The sequence below is a fragment of the Bradyrhizobium sp. 23AC genome, assembly GCF_054863025.1.
Genome location: NZ_JAVAYN010000004.1, coordinates 331,006 through 351,999, shown reverse-complemented (window position 1 = coordinate 351,999; position 20,994 = coordinate 331,006). Strand labels below are relative to the sequence as shown.

Annotated in this window: 17 protein-coding genes and 1 other RNA gene; 4 read left to right on the top strand and 14 right to left on the bottom strand. The window is 65.6% G+C overall.

From position 1 onward, the window contains the following. Nucleotides 1-9: 9 nt before the first annotated feature. From mraY to rsmH, 6 genes are all read right to left on the bottom strand, one after another. A complete protein-coding gene (gene mraY / locus RAD10_RS12800; protein WP_018318673.1) occupies nt 10-1,113 on the bottom strand; it encodes a phospho-N-acetylmuramoyl-pentapeptide-transferase in 1,104 nt (367 codons plus the stop codon). A gap of 180 nt (nt 1,114-1,293) precedes the next feature. Continuing rightward, nucleotides 1,294-2,673 (bottom strand): UDP-N-acetylmuramoyl-tripeptide--D-alanyl-D-alanine ligase, encoded by a 1,380-nt coding sequence (locus RAD10_RS12795; RefSeq protein ID WP_461617756.1) that lies wholly within the window; start codon nt 2,671-2,673, stop codon nt 1,294-1,296. Further along, complete coding sequence (locus tag RAD10_RS12790) at nt 2,670-4,127, bottom strand: UDP-N-acetylmuramoyl-L-alanyl-D-glutamate--2,6-diaminopimelate ligase (RefSeq protein WP_461617755.1); 1,458 nt, start codon at nt 4,125-4,127, stop codon at nt 2,670-2,672. Before RAD10_RS12790 ends, RAD10_RS12795 begins: the two co-directional genes overlap by 4 nt. Nucleotides 4,128-4,207: 80 nt before the next feature. Then, nucleotides 4,208-5,950, bottom strand: coding sequence for a peptidoglycan D,D-transpeptidase FtsI family protein (locus RAD10_RS12785; RefSeq protein ID WP_461617754.1), 1,743 nt, complete (start codon nt 5,948-5,950; stop codon nt 4,208-4,210). After that, nucleotides 5,947-6,339, bottom strand: coding sequence for a cell division protein FtsL (gene ftsL, locus RAD10_RS12780; protein WP_461617753.1), 393 nt, complete (start codon nt 6,337-6,339; stop codon nt 5,947-5,949). Before ftsL ends, RAD10_RS12785 begins: the two co-directional genes overlap by 4 nt. Before the next feature lie 3 nt (nt 6,340-6,342). Continuing rightward, entirely contained in the window at nt 6,343-7,332 is a 990-nt protein-coding gene (rsmH, locus tag RAD10_RS12775; RefSeq protein WP_461617752.1) for a 16S rRNA (cytosine(1402)-N(4))-methyltransferase RsmH, read from the bottom strand. 525 nt (nt 7,333-7,857) lie between these two features. On the opposite strand from rsmH, the gene RAD10_RS12770 reads away from it, so the two are divergent. Then, nucleotides 7,858-8,640, top strand: coding sequence for an N-acetylmuramoyl-L-alanine amidase (locus tag RAD10_RS12770; RefSeq protein ID WP_461617751.1), 783 nt, complete (start codon nt 7,858-7,860; stop codon nt 8,638-8,640). Between the two features lie 168 nt (nt 8,641-8,808). Here the strand turns inward: RAD10_RS12770 and RAD10_RS12765 are convergent, their stop codons facing one another. Beyond that, complete coding sequence (locus RAD10_RS12765) at nt 8,809-10,041, bottom strand: RNA polymerase sigma factor (protein ID WP_461617750.1); 1,233 nt, start codon at nt 10,039-10,041, stop codon at nt 8,809-8,811. Nucleotides 10,042-10,063: 22 nt separating this feature from the next. Beyond that, a complete protein-coding gene (locus tag RAD10_RS12760; protein WP_026202052.1) occupies nt 10,064-10,417 on the bottom strand; it encodes a YciI family protein in 354 nt (117 codons plus the stop codon). A gap of 150 nt (nt 10,418-10,567) precedes the next feature. Between RAD10_RS12760 and rnpB the strand changes: the two genes are divergently transcribed. Next, nucleotides 10,568-11,047: RNase P RNA component class A (rnpB, locus tag RAD10_RS12755), an RNA gene on the top strand. A 74-nt stretch (nt 11,048-11,121) separates the two neighbouring features. Here the strand turns inward: rnpB and RAD10_RS12750 are convergent. Continuing rightward, a complete protein-coding gene (locus tag RAD10_RS12750) occupies nt 11,122-11,586 on the bottom strand; it encodes a DUF983 domain-containing protein (protein ID WP_461617749.1) in 465 nt (154 codons plus the stop codon). Between the two features lie 48 nt (nt 11,587-11,634). Here RAD10_RS12750 and RAD10_RS12745 point away from each other — a divergent pair, with 48 nt between their 5' ends. Beyond that, nucleotides 11,635-13,005, top strand: coding sequence for an aminotransferase-like domain-containing protein (locus RAD10_RS12745; protein ID WP_461617748.1), 1,371 nt, complete (start codon nt 11,635-11,637; stop codon nt 13,003-13,005). A 1-nt stretch (nt 13,006) separates the two neighbouring features. On the opposite strand, the gene RAD10_RS12740 is transcribed toward RAD10_RS12745, so the two are convergent. After that, nucleotides 13,007-13,270: a hypothetical protein gene (locus RAD10_RS12740; protein WP_165637551.1), complete on the bottom strand. Its 264-nt coding sequence runs from the start codon at nt 13,268-13,270 to the stop codon at nt 13,007-13,009. Nucleotides 13,271-13,491: 221 nt separating this feature from the next. Between RAD10_RS12740 and RAD10_RS12735 the strand changes: the two genes are divergently transcribed. Then, on the top strand, nt 13,492-14,235 hold the full coding sequence (locus RAD10_RS12735) for a sulfite exporter TauE/SafE family protein (RefSeq protein ID WP_461617747.1): 744 nt from the start codon (nt 13,492-13,494) through the stop codon (nt 14,233-14,235). On the opposite strand, the gene RAD10_RS12730 is transcribed toward RAD10_RS12735, so the two are convergent. The 4 genes from RAD10_RS12730 to RAD10_RS12715 form a co-directional block, all read right to left on the bottom strand. Continuing rightward, on the bottom strand, nt 14,232-15,503 hold the full coding sequence (locus tag RAD10_RS12730; RefSeq protein ID WP_461617746.1) for an O-antigen ligase family protein: 1,272 nt from the start codon (nt 15,501-15,503) through the stop codon (nt 14,232-14,234). The genes RAD10_RS12735 and RAD10_RS12730 overlap by 4 nt on opposite strands. A gap of 73 nt (nt 15,504-15,576) precedes the next feature. Next, complete coding sequence (locus tag RAD10_RS12725) at nt 15,577-16,983, bottom strand: MATE family efflux transporter (RefSeq protein ID WP_461617745.1); 1,407 nt, start codon at nt 16,981-16,983, stop codon at nt 15,577-15,579. Nucleotides 16,984-17,062: 79 nt separating this feature from the next. Further along, nucleotides 17,063-18,862, bottom strand: coding sequence for an ABC transporter ATP-binding protein (locus RAD10_RS12720; RefSeq protein ID WP_461617744.1), 1,800 nt, complete (start codon nt 18,860-18,862; stop codon nt 17,063-17,065). Between the two features lie 547 nt (nt 18,863-19,409). After that, a complete protein-coding gene (locus RAD10_RS12715) occupies nt 19,410-20,993 on the bottom strand; it encodes a DHA2 family efflux MFS transporter permease subunit (protein ID WP_461617743.1) in 1,584 nt (527 codons plus the stop codon). Nucleotide 20,994: the final 1 nt, after the last annotated feature.

Here is a 20,994-nt window from a genome sequence, read left to right as displayed (position 1 = left end):
GCGGTACCATCACCGCAGCTTCAGGGTGGAGAGACCGGCCAGCGCCAGCATCACCGAGATGATCCAGAAGCGGATCACGATCTGCGGCTCGGTCCAGCCGAGCTGCTCGAAATGGTGATGGATCGGCGCCATCCGGAAGATACGCTTGCCCGTGAGCTTGAACGAGACCACCTGCACGATGACGGAGACCGCCTCCAGCACGAACAGGCCGCCGATCACCGCGAGCACGATCTCGTGCTTCACCGCGACCGCGATGGCGCCGAGCATGCCACCGAGCGCGAGCGAGCCGGTGTCGCCCATGAAGATCGAGGCCGGCGGCGCGTTGAACCAGAGGAAGCCGAGGCCGGCGCCCAATAACGCGCCGCAGAGCACCGCGAGCTCGCCGGTGCCGGCGACATATTTGATCTGCAGATATTCGGCGAACACGGCGTTGCCGGCGAGATAGGCGATCATCGCGAAGCTCGCTGTCGCGATCATCACCGGCACAATGGCGAGGCCGTCGAGCCCGTCGGTGAGGTTCACCGCGTTGCCGGAGCCGACGATGACGAAGGCGCCGAAGATGACGAAGAACCAGCCGAAATGCAGCACGGTGTCCTTCAGGAACGGGATCGTCAGCGCGGTCGATGCGGGATCGCGGTTCAGCCGCACCAGCGCGTAGCAGGCCACCAGCGCGATCGCCGCCTCGATCAGCAGGCGAAGCTTGCTGCCGAACCCGGTCGTGGTCTGCTTGGTCACCTTGAGGTAATCGTCATAGAAGCCAACGAAGCCGAAGCCGAGCGTCACCGCCAGCACGATCCAGACATAGGGGTTAAGCGGATTGGCCCACAGCACCGTGCCGACCGTGAGGCCGGACAGGATCATCAGCCCGCCCATGGTGGGCGTGCCCTTCTTGGCGAGATGCGATTGCGGGCCGTCGGTCCGGATCGGCTGACCCTTGCCCTGGCGGATCCGCAGATGATCGATGATCCAGGGCCCGAACAGGAACACGAACAGCGCGCCGGTGACGACGGCGCCGCCGGTGCGGAAGGTTATGTAGCGGAAGACGTTCAGGAAGGTGCGAACGGCACCGAAGCCCGGAAATGTGTTGGAGAGCTCGATCAGCCAGTAAAACATTCAGACGGTCCTATGGCGCCTTTGCATACGCGGTCTCGGCCTTGATCTTGGTCTTTATCTTGGCCTCAACGTGCCTTACGCGCATTCGCTGGTCTTCATCATGGGTCGCGCGACCTCCGGGAAACCGGACGGCTTCGCGCCGCAAAGGGTGGGATTCGGGAACGGCGCCTTCCAAGCAGTTTACGCCTTTGCCTGCAAGGCGGCCACCAGGCCCGGCACAAACTTGTTGACCCAGAACATCTTCTTGCTGCCCTTGACAACCACGACGTCGCCTGCCTTCAGCAGGTTCGCGACCTCACTCGGCTTCAGCGTGGCGGGATCGCCGTGCCAGCCGAGGCCCTTGCCGGCCGGGAGCACGTCATAGAGGTGGCGCATCAGAGGGCCGACGCAGTAGATCCCGTCGATACCGTCGAGATGCTTGGCAAGGCCGGTGTGATACCCCGGTGCATCATCGCCGAGTTCCAGCATGTCACCGAGCACCGCAACGCGGCGGCCGCCGGTCACATTGCGCGCCTGGAGGCTTTGCAGCGCAGCGGCGACGCTGGCCGGATTGCCGTTGAAACTGTCGTCGATCACGGTGATACCGCCGACCGCCTGCTCGACGCCGCGGCCGGTCATGATGCCGACCCGGTCGAGCTTGATCGCCAGCGTCGCCGCATCGAGGCTCGCGGCGCGGATGGCGGCGAGCGCGGCCAGCGCGTTCTGCACGCGGTGCGGCGCGCCCGGCGTCAGGCTGAAGGCGATCTGCTTCTTGCCGATCATGGCCACGACCTGCCAGCTCTCGCCATGCGGCGCGTGCGTGACCTCATGCACCTCGGCATGCTCGCCGAAGCGCACCACCTTGCCCTTCCATTCGGATGCCTTCAGCCCGGCCGGCAGCACCAGCACGCCGTCCTCGGGCAGGCCGAGCGCGATCGACACCTTCTCGCGGCGGATGGCTTCGAGCGAACCGAGCTTCTCCAGATGAACGGGCTGGACGTTGACGACGAGTGCAACGGTGGGCCGCGTCAGTTCGCTGAGCCGCGCGATCTCGCCTTGCTGGTTCATGCCCATCTCGACGACCCAGAGACTTGCGTCGGGCCTGGCATTGCACAGCGTCAGCGGCACGCCCCAGAAATTGTTGAAGCTGGACGGACTTGCATAGGCGTTCGGATAGGCCGCCAGAAATTCCTTGGTGCTGGTCTTGCCCGCGCTGCCGGTGAGCCCGATCACAGGCCCGCGGAAGCGGGCGCGGGCGGCGCGTGCGAGGCCCCAGAGGCCGTCGATCAGCGTGTCCTTGACGACGATCTGGGGGATGCGGATGCCCGCGATCTCGTGCGGCACGATCATCGCGACCGCACCGGAAGCCTCGGCCTTGTCCGCGAACTCCCAGCCGTCACGCGCGCTGGCGAAGGCCGAGATGAAGCCGCCGCTCGGCGTGCCGCTCAGCGCCACGAACAGGCTGCCCGGTTTCACCAGGCGGCTGTCCTGGGTGACGAAATCAATCGGCGTGTCCGGGAATGATCCGGCAGCGCCCAGTGCGCGCGCGACTTCGCCAACCGTCCATATCGGCGCGCTCATGCTGTCCTCGACGCTAATGCGGCGGCGACCGCCTCGTGATCACTGAAGGGCAGCACTTGGCCGCCGACGATCTGTCCGGTCTCGTGTCCCTTGCCGGCGACGAGCAGTGCATCGCCTTCCTGTAGTTCCTCGATCGCGGTTCGGATTGCCGCGGCACGGTCGCCGATCTCGCGGGCGCCTTTTGCGGTGGCGAGGATTTCGGCGCGAATGGTTTCGGGCTTCTCGCTGCGCGGATTGTCGTCGGTGATGATGACGCCGTCGGCATTCTCGGCCGCGATCTCGCCCATGATCGGACGCTTGCCGGCATCGCGGTCACCGCCGGCGCCGAACACGACGACCAGCTTTCGTTTCGCGTAGGGTCGCAGCGCCTGCAGCGCCTTGGCCAGCGCATCGGGCTTGTGCGCGTAGTCGACGAAGATCGGCGCGCCATTGCGCTCGCCGACGCGCTCGAGCCGGCCCTTGGCGCCTTCGAGATGTTCGAGGCTTGCGAACACATTGGCGGCATCGCTGCCGGTACCGATCGCAAGGCCGGCCGACACTAGAGCGTTCTCGATCTGGAATTCGCCAACCAGCGGCAGCCGGACGACATAGCGCTTACCGTGATGCTCGAGCGCGAGCACCTGCGAAAATCCTTCGACCTTGGCGTCGGCGAGACGAATGCCGTCGCCTGCCCCGTCGCTGTTGCGGCCGACCGCGATCACGCGCAGGGCGCGTGCCTTCGCAGCATCGATCGCTTCCGCCGAGCAATCATGATCGGCCGAGACCACCGCCGGGCCGCCCGGAGCAACGAGTTCCCGGAACAGGCGGAGTTTCGCCGCAAGATAATGCGCGACGGTCGGATGATAATCCATGTGGTCGCGCGACAGATTGGTGAAGCCGCCGGCGGAGACGCGCACGCCGTCGAGCCGATACTGATCGAGCCCGTGCGAGGACGCTTCGAAAGCAAGGTGCGTCACGCCCTCGCGCGCGATCTCGTCGAGCTGCCGGTGCAGCGCAATCGGATCCGGCGTGGTCAGCGAGCCATAGACGGTGCGCTTGGGCGAGACGAGGCCGATGGTGCCGATGCTGGCGGAGGCGTGCCCCAGCCGTTCCCAGATCTGGCGCGTGAAGGCTGCGACCGAGGTCTTGCCGCTGGTGCCGGTCACCGCGGCGATGGTCGCGGGCTGCGATGGGAAGAATTTTGCAGCGGCCAATGCCAGCGCGCGGCGCGGATTGGCGACAGTGATGAACGGCACCCTGCTCGTATCAGGCGCATGGTCACCGACGACGGCCACGGCGCCTGCGGTCGCCGCAGCGTCGATGAAGCGCGCCCCGTCCGTCTTGCTGCCCGCGAGTGCGAAGAAGAGATCGCCGGCCTTGACCACGCGGCTGTCGAGCGCAATGCCCGTCGCCTCGAGCGCCGCGACGGCGGGCTCGATCGCGGCGTCATTGCTTAAGAGGTCGCGCAGCTTCATGGTCTTCCAGTCGCCGTACCGGAAAGCCGAATCTTGAGGGAAATCCCCGACTCAGCAGCGGCTACGGCCCACCCGATTGATTACTGGGTTGTCCTGGATGCTGCAAGAATAAGGCGCTCAGACGGCGGCAGGTCGAACCGCGGCTCGACGCCGAGAAGCGGCGCGATCCGCTCGATCACCTTGCCGCCGGTCGGCACCGTGTTCCAGCCCGAGGTGATGAAGCCCTTCGTTTCAGGAATCGCCTGCGGCTCGTCCAGCATGATCAGGATCTGATATTTCGGATCGTCGCAGGGCATGATGGCGGTGAACGAGTTGAGCACGCGTTTCTTGGCATAGCGGCCGTTGATGACCTTTTCGGACGTGCCGGTCTTGCCGCCGACATAGTAGCCCTTGACGTCAGCGGTCTTGGCGGTGCCGATTTCGGCATTGAGCCGCATCAGGAACCGCATCTTGTCGCTGGTCTCCGTCTTGATGACGCGCTTGGCCATCGCGGCCGCTTCGGATTCGCTGCGCTTCATGAAGGTCGGCGGAATCAGATAGCCGCCGTTCACCAGCGCGTTGATGCCCATCACCGCCTGCAGCGGCGCCACCGACATGCCCTGGCCGAACGCGATGGTGACCGTGTTCAGCTCACCCCAGCGGCGCGGGATCAGCGGAGCCGCGCTCTCCGGCAGCTCGGTGCGCAGCCGCGTCAACTGGCCCATCTTGGCAAGAAACGCCTTGTGCGCCTCGACACCCTGGCCGAGCGCGATCCGCGCGGCGCCGATGTTGGACGAGTAGGTGAACACTTCCTTGGTGTTGATGAAGCGTCCGAGCGGGTGGCTGTCGTGAATGGTGAACTTGCCGTAGTGCAGGTTTCCGCGGGCATCCCACGACGTGTTCAAATTGATCTTTCCGGAATCGAGCGCCATCGCCAGCGTGAACGCCTTGAAGGTCGAGCCCATCTCGTACACGCCGGTGGTTAAGCGGTTTATGCGGTCCGGGTCGTGCGCTTCCTTCGGATTGTTCGGATCGAAGTCCGGAAGCGAGACCATCGCCACGATCTCGCCGGTCTTGACGTTCGAGACGATGCCGGACGCGGCCTTGGTGTGGTACTTCTCCTTGGCCTTCAACAGCTCGTCGCGCAGCGCGTGCTCAACGCGCAGATCGATCGAGAGCTCGATCGGCTTTTGCAGCCGGTCGGTGGCAAAGCCGGCGCGGTGGAGATCGGCGAGGCCCTGATTGTCGAGCCACTTCTCCATGCCGGCGATGCCCTGGTTGTCGATGTTGACCAGACCGATGAGGTGGGCAACCTCGTTGCCGGTCGGGTAGACGCGCTTGTTCTCGCGCAGGAAGCCGATGCCGGGAATGCCGAGCTTGTGGATGGCCTGCTGCTGCTTGGCCGTGACCTCGCGCTTGAGCCAGACGAAGCCCTTGCGTGTCCTCAGGCGCTCGCGCACCTCGGCCTCGTCGAGGTCGGGCACGGTCGCCGTGAGAAGCTCGATCGCCTCGTCCTTGTCGATGATGCGGCGCGGCTCGCCGAACAGGCTCGCCGCCTTGACGTCGGTCGCAAGGATGGCACCGTTGCGGTCGACAATGTCGGGCCGTGCGGTCGCCACCACCTCCTGCGCCGCGGCGCGGCGTGCGCCATGGGCATCGGCGCCAATGGCAAACATCACGAGCCGGCCGCCGATCAGGGCGTAGACCGAGGCGAAGGCGAGCATCGCAAGACCAACGCGCGCGCGCGCCTTCGCGGCGCGGTCGACATTGCGCCCGTAGAGCAGGCTGCGGATCAGCCGCTGGCGCCAGGGTTCCGTCGGTTTGGCCGGAGTTGCAGCGCTCATTGCTTGTCCTCGGGCTGAGGCACGGAGCCCGTCACATTGTCAGGATCGCTCGCGGCTTCGATGGTGTTGAGCATGGCTCCGATCGGATCGGGCTCGCCCGGCCTGAACATCCGCGGCGGACGCTCCGGCAGGTTCTTCAGCTGGTCATATTGTGTGCCGTTGACCGGCTTGAGCTGCAGATGCCGGTCGGACAGGCCTTGCAGCCGATGAGGCGCGTCGAGCTTGGCCCATTCGGACCGTAGCGAGGCGATCGCGTCGCGCTGCTCGCGGATCTCCGCATGCAGCCGGAGCACCCTCTCGGTGCGCGCCGTGGAGTCCATCTTGATCCGGTAGACATAGGCCGCTGCGAAGATCAGCGCGCCGATGACGAGGAGGTGGATGATGCGCATGCGCTAGCCGCCCCTCATCACGTCGGAGAGTTTGGGCCAGGACGATGGCTCGCCATCCTGATGCGCGGGCGCCGAGGTGCGCTCGGCGGCGCGAAGCTTTGCGGAACGCGCGCGCGGGTTATGCGCGACTTCGTCCTCACCGGCGATTACGGGCCGCCGCGTCAGAAGCTGGAAGCTCGGCGGCACTTGCGCCACTTCCGGCAGATGCCGCGAGCCGCCGCCGGTTTTCGAACGCTCGGAGAGGAAATTCTTGACGATGCGATCTTCCAGCGAATGGAAGGAGACCACGACGAGGCGTCCGCCCGGCTTGAGCACGCGCTCGGCCGCAGCGAGCGCGGTCTGAAGTTCCTCGAGCTCTTCGTTGACGAAGATGCGCAGGGCCTGGAACGTCCGCGTCGCCGGATGAATGTCGCCGGGCTTGGAGCGCACCACCCTACCGATGAGGTCGGCGAGCGCGCGCGTGGTCGTGAACGGCGTCTCCTGACGGTCCGCGACGATGGCGCGGGCGACGCGGCGCGAATGCCGCTCCTCGCCGAGGAGATAGATGATGTCGGCGAGATCGCCTTCCGAGGCACGGGCGACGACGTCCGCCGCGGTCGGCCCCGCCTGCCCCATCCGCATGTCGAGCGGACCGTCGAGCCGGAACGAGAAACCGCGACCGGCCTGGTCGAGCTGCATCGAGGACACCCCGACATCCATCACGACACCGTCCACGGCCTCGACGCCCTGCGCCGCGCAGACCTCGGCAAGATTGGAGAATCGGTCCTCGACCAGCGTCAACCGGCCCGCGGAGCGTTCGACCAGTTCGGCACCGCCCGCGATTGCGGTGCGGTCACGGTCAATGGCAATGAGCCGGGTTCCCGGGACGTCGAGGATGGCACGGCTATAGCCGCCGGCGCCGAAGGTGGCATCGACATAGATACCGCCATCGCGCGGGACGAGATGGGCGATGGCCTCACGGCCAAGAACGGGAATGTGCGGAGCCGAGCTCATGCGCCAGGCCTGCTGGAGGCCCAGCCTGACGTCCAAGCGAGATTGGGGACGAACAAGCCCATGACGCCTCGAATGACTCCGTATCGCGGCGGTTCCACGACCGCACCGTCCAGCATGGTTACCGCGCCCGGTCGTCCCGGGCGGCAAACCCAGTGTTCCCAGCGGAATTTGTCGGGCAGCCATGGGATTTCGAGCCAAAATACGCTTTGGCCGCCTCCGGACGCGGGTCGGCTCTTCATCCCTCAGTAACGGCCCTTAGCGTTAAGAAAGCGTTGCTCGGCTCGTGACAAGTCGAAAAGCTGATGAGGCGGTGATGCTTCATCCACACACTTGCGCCAAAATGCATCCGTTAACCGCGCCGCGCGATTGCGTACGGTGGAGGGTAAAGGAATAGTAAAGAGAAGGGCTTGGCCCAACTCTCCGTCCGACCTTGGTTTGTCTATGCCGCCGTCCGGTTCGTCCACACCGTCTGGATCTGATTCGAAGCGTCAACGCGTTCTTCCGGTTCCCAAGGCCGCGGCGAGCATGAGGGCATTCGAGCCGGATTCCTCGATCGTGTCCGACATCATCCCCTCGCCGAACCATGGCGAGCGCAACAAGACACGGCAGCCCGATATGATCGTGCTGCACTATACCGGCATGCCCGATGTCGAGGGCGCGCTGGCGCGGCTGTGCACGGCCGGGACCGAAGTCTCGGCGCATTACGTCGTGCTGGAGGACGGCCGCATCGTGCAATGCGTGCCCGAAACCAGGCGCGCCTGGCACGCCGGCGTCTCGTCCTGGGCGGGCGAGGACGACATCAACTCCTGCTCGATCGGCATCGAGATCATCAATCGCGGCCACGACTGGGGCTATCCCGAATATCCGCTGCGCCAGATCGCCGCCGTGATCGCGCTGTGCCGCGGCATCATGCTTCGCCGCAAGGTGCCGGCCCACCGGGTGCTCGGCCATTCCGACGTCGCGCCCGCGCGCAAGAAAGACCCCGGCGAAAAGTTTCCGTGGCACTCGCTGGCCAATTCCGGCGTCGGTCACTGGGTGACGCCCGCCCCTGTCGTGCGCGGCGAGACCCTGATGCTGGGCACCATCAGCGACGAGGTGCTGAGCCTGCAGCAGGCGCTCGCCAGATACGGCTACGGCGTGCCGCTGACCGGCAAATATGACGCCGCGACCATGGAAGTCGTCACTGCCTTCCAGCGCCACTTCCGCCCCGCGCGGCTGGACGGTGTCGCGGACCACTCGACGCTGTCGACATTGCAGGCGCTGCTTGCGAGCCTGCCGGCAGAGGGGACGGCCGTCGCGTCGAAGTGACGGCGTAGCCGCGCAGTTCGCTCTCGTGTCCCGGACGCGCGAAGCGCGAGCCGGGACCCAGTCAGCGACACGCCCTGCTGCGGGATGGGCCCCCGCTCTGCAGCGCACCGCACCGGACGATGCTTCGCATCGCCGGGGGCGCTGCGCTGCGTCCGGGGCACGAGAGCCCTACTCCATTTCCCTCACCCGCCGCGCGTAGAGCCGCCGCAACGGCTCGAGCTGCGTCGCCTCCGTCGCCGCCCGATACGCCGCGCGCGCCTCCTCCTTGCGCCCCATTCGCCGCAACAGATCCGCGCGCACTGCGGGCAGCAGCTCATAGCCGCGGAGCCCGCCTCGGGCGCTGATCGCATCGACGAGATCGAGCGCTCGTGCGGGCCCATCGACCATCGACACGGCGGCAGCGTGGTTGAGCTCGATCACCGGAGAGGCACTGATGCGCAGCAGCACCTCATAGAGCCCGGCGATCTGCCGCCAGTCGGTCTGCTCGAAGCTCGGCGCGCGGGCATGCAGCGCGGCGATCGCGGCCTGCACAGCATAAGGCTGCGGCCGTCCCGGCACGCGTAGCGCATCCTCGACCAGGCCCAGGCCCTCCTCGATCTGCCCGCGATCCCACAGCATGCGATCCTGCTCCTCGAGCAGCACGATATCGCCGGCCGCGGTCTCGCGTCCGGCGCGGCGCGCATCGTGCAACAACATCAGGGCCAGCAGGCCCTTGATGCCGCCGCGATCCGGCATCAGCCGATCGAGCAAGCGGCCGAGCCGGATGGCTTCGGCCGCAAGATCAGGCCGCATCAGATCCGCGCCCTCGGTCGCGACATAGCCCTCGGTGAAGACCAGATAGATCACGGCGAGCACGCCATCGAGCCGCGGCGCCAGCGTGTCGCGCTCGGGTACCTCGTAGGGGATGCCGGCGAGCCTGATCTTCTGCTTGGCGCGGACCAGCCGCTGCGCCATTGCCTCCTCGCCCACGAGAAAGGCACGCGCGACCTGCGTGGTCGACAGCCCGCAGACTGTGCGCAGCGTCAGCGCGACCCGGACTTCGGGCGCGAAGGCCGGATGGCAACAGGTGAAGATCAGCCGCAGCATATCGTCGTCGAGCATTGTCGCCGGCTCGTCGACCGTTTGCGCGTTGAGCTCGATCTCGTGCAGGAGCGCCTGCTGCTTGCCGCGGAAGACAGCCTGGCGCCTGACACGATCGATCGCCTTGTGCCTGGCGACATTGACCAGCCAGGCGCGCGGATTGTCGGGGACCTCGCACGCCGCCCAGCGTTCCAGCGCGACGGCAAAAGCATCCTGAAGCGCGTCCTCGGCGAGATCGAAATCGCCGACGAGGCGAATCAGCGTGGCCAGCGCCCGCCCCGCCTCGTCGCGGAAGATTTTGTCGATCTCGCCAGGGGTCATGCGGCGACGCGCGGCCCGGCCGTCACTTGTCGTAGACCCAGATCGGCCGCACCTCGATCGAACCGACGCGCGCGCTCGGAATCCGCGCCGCGATCTCGATCGCGGCGTCGAGATCCTTGGCCTCGATCAGATAGTAGCCGCCGAGCTGCTCGCGGGTCTCCGCAAACGGTCCATCGGTCGTCAGCATCTTGCCGTCGCGCACACGCACCGTCGTCGCGGTCGTGGTCGGCCGCAGCCGATCCCCGGCCTTGAAATTGCCGTTCCGGATGATGGATTGCGTGAAGGCTTCGTATTCCGCCGACATCTTCTGGCTGGTTCCCGTGTCAATCTTCGCGTACTCGGCCTCGTTCTGGTAGATCATCAGCAGATATTGCATCGCTTCACTCCTGTTGTTCGGCTGTGTCGCCGACATCCAGTCGAACGGGGCACGCAGCAAACGACACCTTCAGGATAAATTATTTCGGGCGGATCGTGGGCCGCGATATCGGCTTGACGAAACCGTCACAAATGCCCCATGCGTTGTCAGTCAGTCGGCCGGACGGCCGCTCCGGCAGGTGCCGAAAGGCCGCCGGGGAGGAAAGTCCGGGCTCCCTTGACATGCGGTGCCGGATAACGTCCGGCGGGGGCGACCCCAGGGAAAGTGCCACAGAGAACGAACCGCCCGCCTTCGCCCCTACGGGGCTTTGGCGCGGCAAGCCCTCGGGCCTGCCGCGTCGTAGCAGCGAACGCTGCGTAGACGGGTAAGGGTGAAAAGGTGCGGTAAGAGCGCACCGCGGGTCCGGCAACGGAGCCGGCATGGCAAACCCCACCGGGAGCAAAACCGAATAGGGACGGCGTAGTGGGCTGTTCGCGCAAGCGATAACGCCGCGGGGCGATGTCAGGCCCGCCGTCCGGGTAGGTTGCTCGAGGCCATGTGCAAACATGGTCCCAGAGGAATGGCCGTCACGTATCGTTCGCGCAAGCGGACGGTGCCTTACAGAACCCGGCTTACAGGCCGGCTGATATCTTGCAACGAGGGGTTCGATGCTGACCGCATCGAACCCCTCACCATTTTCAGGAACGCCTCAACGTCGCCGCGCCTCAGGCCGCGCGCGTGTCCGCTTTTACCAGCACCGGCGCAAGCTCGTCCGCCTCGCGCCGCTGCTTGCTCGCCTCGAAACCGTGCATGCCGATCTGCCATTGCAGCCCGACGATGGCGCCCTTGGTCGGCTGCAGCAACGCGAGCGAGGCGAACAGCGTCACCGGCAACCACACCACGAGTTGCAGCCAGACCGCCGGCGCATACGCGGTCTCGATCGCGAGGATCGCGGGGACCACGAGATGGCCGACCACGACGATCACGAGATAGGCGGGAAAGTCATCGGCGCGCTGGTGGAACAGTTCCTCGCCGCAATGATCGCAGCTGTTTGCGATCTTCAGGAAACGGCCGAACAGATGTCCTTCGCCGCAGTTCGGGCACTTGCCGCGAAAGCCGCGCCACATCGCCTTCGCCAGAGAGACTGAATCGGCCGCCATGACCACACCCCTTCCTTTTCGACAATCCATACAATAATATCTTGCATCCATACATTCAAAGGATAAGGGCTTAATTGCATGGATTGGAGCCCGACAATCTCGGAGCTATCAGGGCCGCGCTATCAGCGCATCGTCGAGGCCATGGAGGCCGACATCGCCGCCGGCCGGCTGGTGCGTGGCCAGCAACTGCCGACGCAGCGCGCGCTTGCAAAGGCGCTCGACGTCGACCTCACCACGGTGACGCGCGCCTACACCGAGGCGCGGCGTCGCGGAATCATGGAGGCGCGGGTCGGACAGGGCTCGTTCGTGTCGGAGACCAGCGCGCGCCGCACGGTCGATCTGCCGCATCCCGTCGCGATCGATCTTTCGATGAACGTGCCGCCGCATCCGCTGGAGGCGCAGCTCGACGAGCGCATCATCGCCGGGATGGAAGCGATCCGCGCGCAATCGGGCCTGACGGCGTATCTCAACTATCAGCCGCCTGGCGGCAGCGAGCATGAGCGCGAGGTCGCCGCGCGTTGGATGCGTGCACGGGTGCCGCACGCGCATGCCGACAGGCTGGTGATCTTTCCCGGCACACAGACGATCCTGTTCAACTTGCTCGCCCATCTGGCGCGGCCCGACGACATCGTGCTGACGGAGGCGCTCACATTCCCCGGCGTCAAGGCCGCAGCAGCGCGGCTCGGCATCAAGCTCGTCGGCGTCGCCATGGATGATGGCGGCATCCTGCCCGATGCGCTGGCAAAGGCCTGCCGCACGCACAAGCCGAAGGCCGTCTATCTCATTCCGACGCTGCACAATCCGACCACGGCGACGCTTGCCGCCGAGCGGCGCAGTGCGATCGCAAAGATCATCGGCGATACCGACACGATCCTGATCGAGGACGACGCCTACGGCCTGCTCGACCGCTCGGCATCGCCGATCGCCAATCTCATTCCCGAGCGGACCTATCTTGCGACCACGCTGTCAAAATGCATCTCGCCGGCGCTCCGCGTTGCCTATCTGGCGACGCCCGACAGCGAGGCGCAGCGGGAGATGCGGACATATTTGCAGGCGACCGTGCAGATGCCGGCGCCGCTAATGGTCGCGCTGGTGACGCATTGGATCGAAAGCGGCATTGCCGATCGTATCATTACCGCCATCCGCAGCGAGGCGGTCGGCCGTCAGCAGCTCGCGCAGCGCGCATTGAAAGGCTTCCAGTTCCTGGCCAAGCCCGCGGCGCATCATCTGTGGCTGCAGCTGCCTGAGGACCGGCCCGATGTCGCGGCGCATCTGTTGCGAAACGGACTTGCGGTCGTCGCCGGCGAGGCCTTCACGCTTGATGGGACACCGCCGCACGCGGCGCGCGTCTCGCTGGGCGCGGCACGCAACAGGTCAGAATTGACGGAAGCGCTACGCATCCTGGTCGGCGCGCTGCAGAAGCCCGCCGACACCAGACAGATCGTCTAGATCATCGACGATGACGGCGATGGGTCGAGCGCACGACCGGCGCCCCAGGCGACGGATAGGCCTGCAAAGCATATGCATCGCTGGGCGTGCCCTGCTGGCCGAGAGCCGCACGCGCCGCAGGCGTGAGCTGGCCGCCATTCAGCACGTCGCGGTCGGGATGAGCTGCCTGATAGGCCGCAGGCTCGGAAAGCTGCGCCTGGGCCATTGTCGGCATCAGCGCCGCCGCCAACAGCGCGGCTGCAGCGGCGATTTCAGTGCGGGTCATGATCATTCTCCATCGTCGCATTCGGGGCGGTCCGATCCGAGAGCAGGATGGCGGCGGGGCCCCCGGATTGAAGTACGACCGTCATGTAGGCATGTCTTTCGCGAACGCCCGGCGCCGCAGATCACGCTTGCGTGCGGGGCGGATTGACTTGCACAGCAGCAAGCATGCTATGCGGGCGACGGCGATCAACAGTTCGGGATCGCCCGGCGAAGGACAATCTGTTGGAAACGCTCACCTCCGCGCTGCTGCTGCTCGGCGCATTGGCCGGCGGCTTCGTCTCGGGCCTGGCCGGGTTCGGCACGGCGCTGATGGCGCTCGGTATCTGGCTCTACGTGCTGCCGCCCTCGCTCGCGGTACCCCTGGTGCTGATCTGCTCCGTAATCGCGCAAACCTCGACGCTGCCCTCGATGTGGAAGAGCTTCGACCTCTCGCTGGTCTGGCCATTCCTGATCGGCGGTCTGATCGGCGTACCGATCGGCACCATGCTGATCGCCTCGGCCGATCCAAAAGTGTTCAAGCTGAGCGTCGGCATTTTAATTCTGGTCTTCTCGAGCGCGCTCTATCTGAACAAGAGGCCGCTCGCGATCAAATTCGGCGGCCGCCTCGCCGACGGCGCGATCGGCTTTGCCGGAGGTATTCTTGGCGGTCTCGCCGGGTTGTCCGGACCACTGCCGATCCTGTGGGCCAACATCCGCGGCTGGAACAAGCATGAGCGGCGCGGCATCTTCCAGCTCTTCAATTTCACGGTTCTCGCGACAGCACTGGTGCTGCAGACCGCATCGGGTCTCGTCGAGCTCAAGGTGGTCTGGCTTGCGCTGGTCGCGTTTCCCGGCACCTTGATCGGCGCCTGGGCCGGCGCGCGCGTCTATCACGCCCTCAACGACAAGCATTTCGGCGATGTCGTGCTCGGCCTGCTGTTCCTGTCGGGCCTGACCCTGGTCTGGAACAGTCTCGGCGCACTCTAATTCAGCGACTTCCTGGCGAGCGCCATGCCGCCGGCGACACCGACGCCGAGGACGTAGATCCAGCCCGGCGTGAAGTCGAACAAATGCGTGTTGAGCAGCGAGGTCAGCATGTTCTGCACCACGACCGAGAGGCCGATCCAGGAGGCCAGCCCCTCGCCGCGAAACAGCGAGAGATGCGCAAGCCAGAGCGCGTAGAGGATCAGGACACCGACGATTCCCCACTGCACGGCCACGCTGAGGGTCTGATTGTGTGGGTTGCTGACGATCTCGCCACGCAGCGGATCGATCTTCGCATCGACAGCCACGCTTGCGAACAGGCCGCGGATCGAGCCGGTGCCGTGACCGACCAGCGGTGCATCGGCGATGAAGCGAAGGGACTTCCGCCAATATTCCAGACGCGAGCCCATGCCGCTGACCTGACTGTCCTGCACGCTCGTCTCATAGTCGGCCTGAAATTTCGCAACCGTCGCCCGCAGATGCGGCGACACGCCAAAGAGCAGCACGGCCAGCAGTCCCATCACGCCAACGGCAAGCAGCGCCGCACGCAGGCGCAGATACAGCAGCGCGAACAGCACCACCAGGATCGGCAGCGTCACCAGCGCCGTGCGCGAGACCACGACGAAGATCATGTTGGCGAGAAATCCGATCGCGAGCACCGCGAAAAGCGCCGCGGTGGCGGCGCGGCGTTGTCGCAGCAGCGACACGACCGGATAGACCAGCGCAAGCACACAGAGCGCGAATTCCTGGCTCTGATCGATATAGTTGCGCACCGCGATCCCGCTCTCGACCCTGAAAGGCCCACGCGACAGATAGAGCTTCAGCGAGAGTGCGGGGTCGATGGCGACGGCGAAGGAATAGAGCATCAAGGCCGCGCAGGACGCCAGGAAGGCGGAGAACACCCAATGGCCGTAGGGCCAGCGCTCGAACTGGTAGATCAGGAGCGGAATGACCAGCAGCTTCGCCGCCGGCCCGATCGCCTGGATCCGTTCCGGCCACGGCGCATCCGACCAGAGCGTGCCCACGGCGGCGAGCGCGACCAGCGCGATCGGCAGCAGGCAGATCGGGCGAAGCAGCGAACGCGGAAACGCGCGCAGATCGACGAACGCGAAGGCGATCAGCCAGGGTATGAGCGCGAAGGTCAGCCCGGTCGTGGTCCACGGCAGCAGCAGAGCGATCAGCGCGACGAAGCGGGCCGGCGTGCGATAGCGCGCCGCCCAGATTGCGGCGAGCCATGACGCCGCCCGCGGCTCGTTCGTCACTCCGGTCATTGGCCCTTCTGCAGCCCACCATTCCCACCGCCCGGCAAGTTAGCCGGAGCAGCCAGGATGGAACAAGCCACCGTTACGCAGGCTCGCGGGCGAGAGGCGCAATGGGCTCGGCGCTCTCCTGCTCTGGGGCCTTCTCCTTCGGCGCCGAAGTCAGGCGCTTCCTGAACTCGCGGCGCAGCAACCACAGGCTCAAGCCCGCCTGCAACATTGTCGCCGCGACCGACAAATACCAGACGTACTCCATGCGAAAGCCTGGCCGCGTCGAGAGCCAGATCGCCGGCAGCGAATAGGTGAACACGCGCGTCGCCGAGCTGAAGAGCACCGGCCTGGTGTTGCCGAGGGCCTGGAACATGCTCGAGCAGGTGAAGATCAGCCCCTGCGCAACCATGTTGAGCGAGATGATCCGCAGGAACAGGTAGGCGATGTCCATGGTCTCGCGGTCGTTCGAGAATCCGGCGAGCAGCAGCTCCGGCTTCACTTGCGCAAGGATCATGAAGCCGGTCATCACGATCGTGACGATCAAAGCGGCCTTGACGAAAGTTTCCCGCACGCGCGCAGCCTTGGCTGCGCCGACGTTCTGGCCTGCGATCGGCCCAGCCGCCAGCCCAACCGCAAGCGCCGGCATGTTGATCAGGCCGAGCACGCGCTGCCCGATGCCGAAGCCGGCCTGCGCCGCCGCGCCGAAATCGCGCAGCACGTAATAGACCACCGCCATGAAGATGAACATCATCGCGAACTCACCGCCGGCCGGCAGGCCGACATTGAGGATGCGCTTCAAATGGTGCGGCTGCGGGCGCCACTGCACCGGATTGAAGGCGACATAGCGCTCGACCTTGCGGAAATACGCCAGCAGCACCAGCACGCCGATGGCGACCGCGATCGAGCTCGCCAGCCCCGCACCAGCGACCCCGAGCGCATGGCCGGTGCCCCAGCCCGTGATCAGGACCGGCGCCAGCGCGATATTGATGGCCACAGCAAACGCCTGCACCAGCATGGTGGGACGCACGATACCGGTCGCGCGCAGCGCAGCTCCCATGACTTGGGTGGCGAACTGCAGCGCGAGCGCCGGCATGAACCACAGCAGGTAGGTGGTCCCGGCCTCGATCGTGGCCTGGTCCGCTGCGATCGAACGCACGTAGGCGCGCGACAGCGCGGCACCTGCGAGCAGGGTCAACAGTCCGAACAGCACCGACAGCACGATCGCCTGGTTGAAGATCAGGTTCGCATCCGGCCGGTCCTTGCGTCCCACGGCATGCGCGATCAGTGCCCCCGCGCCGACACCGAGCACCTGCATCAGCCCGTTGACGAGAAAGCCAGCATTGCCGGCCGCGGCGACGCCCGCCACGGCGGCATCGCCCAGGCCCGACACGAAGTACAGATCGACCAGTTGGCAGACCATGATCGATATCATGCCGGCCATGATCGGAGGTGCCATGGCCAGGATGTGTCTCACGATGGAGCCGTTCGTCAGGTCTTTCATCTCATTCCATCCTTGACGAATTCCTTGACGAGTTCCTTGTCGGCGTGACAGCAGGACCTTCGCCCCGCTGCCGCGCGCCTCACTCCGCCGCAGCGATGTGCCCGAGCTCCACCACCTGGCGCTCGAACAGGCCGCGATAGATGCCTGCAGGCTTGCTCGCGAGCACGGCGTGGGTGCCCTGCTCGACGATCTCGCCGTGGTCGAACACCAGGATGCGATCGAGGCTGCGCACCGTCGACAGCCGGTGCGCGATCACGATCGAGGTGCGGCCCTTCATCAGCCGCTCCATCGCCTCCTGGATCAACGCCTCCGATTCCGAATCGAGGCTCGAGGTCGCCTCGTCCAGGATCAGCACCGGCGCATCCGCCAGGAACGCGCGCGCCAGCGCCACGCGCTGCCGCTCGCCCCCCGACAGCTTCACGCCGCGCTCGCCCACCAGCGTGCCGTAGCCCTTCGGCAGGCGCAGGATGAAGTCGTGCGCGTTCGCAAGCCGCGCCGCGTGCTCGATCGCCTCGAGGCTGGCCCCGGGCCGGCCATAGGCGATGTTCTCGGCGAGCGAGCGGTGGAACAGGATCGGGTCCTGCTGCACGATCGCGATCTGGCTGCGCAGCGATTGCTGTGTGGCCAATGCGATGTCCTGCCCGTCGATCAGCACGCGGCCGCCGGTGACGTCGTAGAGCCGCTGCACCAGCTTGACGAAGGTGGTCTTGCCGGAGCCGGAGCGTCCGACGAGGCCGACACGTTCACCGGCCCGGATCGTCACCGACAGCCCGTCATAGAGCGGCGCGCGATGGCCGCCATAGTGGAACGTCACGTCGTCGAACACGATCTCGCCGCCCTCGATCGCGATCGGCCGCGCACCGGTTGCATCGGCGATGCCGATGGGCTCGGCATGGATCGCCACCAGCTCGTCCATGTCGTTGACCGAGCGCTGGAGGTTGTTGATGTGCATGCCGACGTCACGCAAATAGGCGTGGATGATGTAGTAGCTGGTCAGCACATAGGTCACGTCGCCAGGCGAGGCATGTCCCGACATCCACAACAGCACCGCGCCGCCGATCACGGACGTGCGGAGGCAGAGCAGCAGCGACAGCTGCGCCATGGACGTGTAATTGTAGCGTAGCCAGGTCCGCCGCACCCGCACGCGCCATCGGTTGATGACGCGGCCGAGCCGCGTATCCTCGCGCGCTTCCGCGCCGAACGACTTCACCACCGCGTTGCACGTCAGGGCATCCGCAAGCGTGCCGCCGACCTTGGTGTCCCAGGCATTGGAGACTCGGGCGGCCGGCGCAATGTAGCGCGTCGAGAACACGACGGTGATGGTGACGTAGAAGAACGCGCCGACTGCGATCACCATGCCGAGCGAGGCCCAATGCATCCCAATCAGGACCATCGAGCCGATCAACACCAGCAGCGAGGGCGCCAACGCCATCAGGATGGTGTCGTTGAGCAGGTCGAGCGCCCACATGCCGCGCGTGATCTTGCGCACGGTGGAGCCCGCGAAGGAGTTTGCGTGCCAGTCGGTGGAGAAGCGCTGCACACGGATGAAGGCCTCCTGTGCGACGTCCGACATGGTCTTGAGCGTGAACGGCACGATCGCCTGCAGGCCGGCCAGCCGCAGCGCCACGGAGGCAGCGCCCAGCGCCACGATGGCGCCGAATGCCACCAGGGCGGCATGCCGCGCATCGGGATCGGATGGGCCACGCGTCAGCGCATCGACCAGCCGGCCCGAGAAGACCGGCATGAACAGGTCGGCAATGGTCGCACCCAGCAGGCCGCCGGCCACGATGAGCCCCCGTCCCGGCTGCTTCAGCCAGTGCCGGAATACGAAGGGCAGCACCAGGCGGATCGCCGCGGGCTTTTTTGACAGAGCAGTCATGACATCATCCGGCCGCCTTTGGCGCGGGCCGGCTCCATCGATGGACGCAGGCCGGCCGCAAGGGCCGAGACGGCGACACTTAAGGTTGGCTTTGACTTGGGAAAGGAAGCGATCGGGACGCTTGGTCGAAAACTTGGCCCAATCGAAACTGGCGGAGGAGGCCTCTAACAGGCCGCGTACATACCGAACCAGAACATCATCGAGCGCGGGCGTACGATCTGCGAAAGCGACGAAATCATGCAAATCTCTCCCCGGTTCGAATGAATGAGGTGCGCTTTATAGATGTGTCGTTCGCGACTTGCAACGGGGCTCGCGCGAGATCACGGATGAGTGTTGCAATTTGGTGCGGGGTACCGACGCGCACAGCTTTGGTGCGTGTGACCTCGCCTCACTCTGCGCTGTCATGCCCCGGCTTGACCGGGGCATCCAGTACGCCGCGGCGGATGTGGCGAGAGCGAGAGCTCTAACGCCGGCCTCTGGAATACTGGATCGTCCGGTCAAGCCGGACGATGACACCGAGTGTGTGGCTTGCGGGATTTGGGCAGCATCAGTGCGCGTCGCCGCCGCCGGTCAGTGGGGCCGGCTTGCTCAGCAGCGTCACCAGCAGGGTGAGGCCGAGATAGAACAGCGTCAGCACGAAGAAGGCATCGCCGAAGCTCATCACGACGGCCTGGCGGTGCACGAGCTGGGAGAGCTGCTTCATCGCCATCAGCGTGGAATCGCCGAGCCCCTGGAACTTCTGCATGAACATGGTCAGGGTTTCGGTCGCGGTCGCGTTGCCCCAGGTCACGCGCTCCTGGAGGCGGGTGATGTGCAAATCGGTGCGGTCGTTGAGCACTGTGTTGATGACGGCGAGGCCCACGGCGCCGCCGAGGTTGCGCATCAGGTTGAACAGACCCGAGGCGTTCTTCACCCTATCAGGCGCCAGTGTGCCGAGCGCGATGTTGTTGGTGGGCACCATCGCGAACATCATGCCGATGCCGCGCAGGATCTGCGGCACCAGCAGCTCGTAGAAATCGTAGTCGCGCGTGATCCACGTCATCTGGTAGGAGCCGATCGCGAACACGACGAGGCCGAAGGCGATCATGTAGCGCATGTCGAGCTTCACCATGAGGCGGCCGACCAGCGGCGCGACCAGGAACATGGTGATCCCTGAGACGAACATGGTCTCGCCGATCATCAGCGCGCTGTAGCCGCGCACTTCGGCGAGATAGCGCGGATAGATGTAGGTCAGGCCGTAGAGGCCGATGCCGATGCAGAACTGCAGGACGCAACCGATCGCGAAATTGCGATTGGAGAAGGTGCGCAAATTGACGATCGGCTCGGCGGCCGTGAAGACGCGCCAGAAGAAGGCGATGGCCGAGATCGCGCAGATCCAAGCGCAGATCGCCACCGAGGTATCCTGCATCCATTCATATTGCGGCCCCTCCTCCAGCACATATTCCAGCGTGCCGAGGAAGCCGGCCATGAATAAGAGACCCCACCAGTCGAAGCGGTCGAGCAGCTCGAAATGCGGCTCGTCGAAATCGACCAGCGCCAGCACGCCCAGGGTGATGCCGATGCCGGGCACGACGTTGATGAAGAACAGCCAATTCCACGACATCAGGTCGGTGATGTAGCCGCCGACCGTCGGCCCGATGGTCGGCGCCAGCGTCGCAACCAGCCCGATGATGGGGCCGACAATGTGGAATTTGGAGCGTGGAAAAACGGTATAGGCCGAGGCGAACACCGTCGGGATCATGCCGGCGCCGAGGAAACCCTGAAGCGCGCGCCAGAGGATCATCTCCTCGATGGTGGTGGCAAAGCCGCAGAGCAGGCTCGAGGCGGTGAAGCCGGCCGCCGAGATCGCGAACAACAGCCGCGTGCCGAAGGCGCGCGACAGGAATCCGGACAACGGAATCGCGATGACCTCGGCGATCAGATAGGCGGTCTGGACCCAGGAGACCTCGCTGGAGCTTGCTGACAGGCCGGCCTGGATTTCGCTGAGGGACGCCGAGACGATCTGGATGTCCAGGATCGACATGAACATCCCGAACACCATGATGATGAACGCGAACAGCCGCTTCGGCGCGATGCGCTCCGAAGCGGCGTCCGCCATCATGGCGGGTGAAGCGGTGGTGGCGTTGGCCATG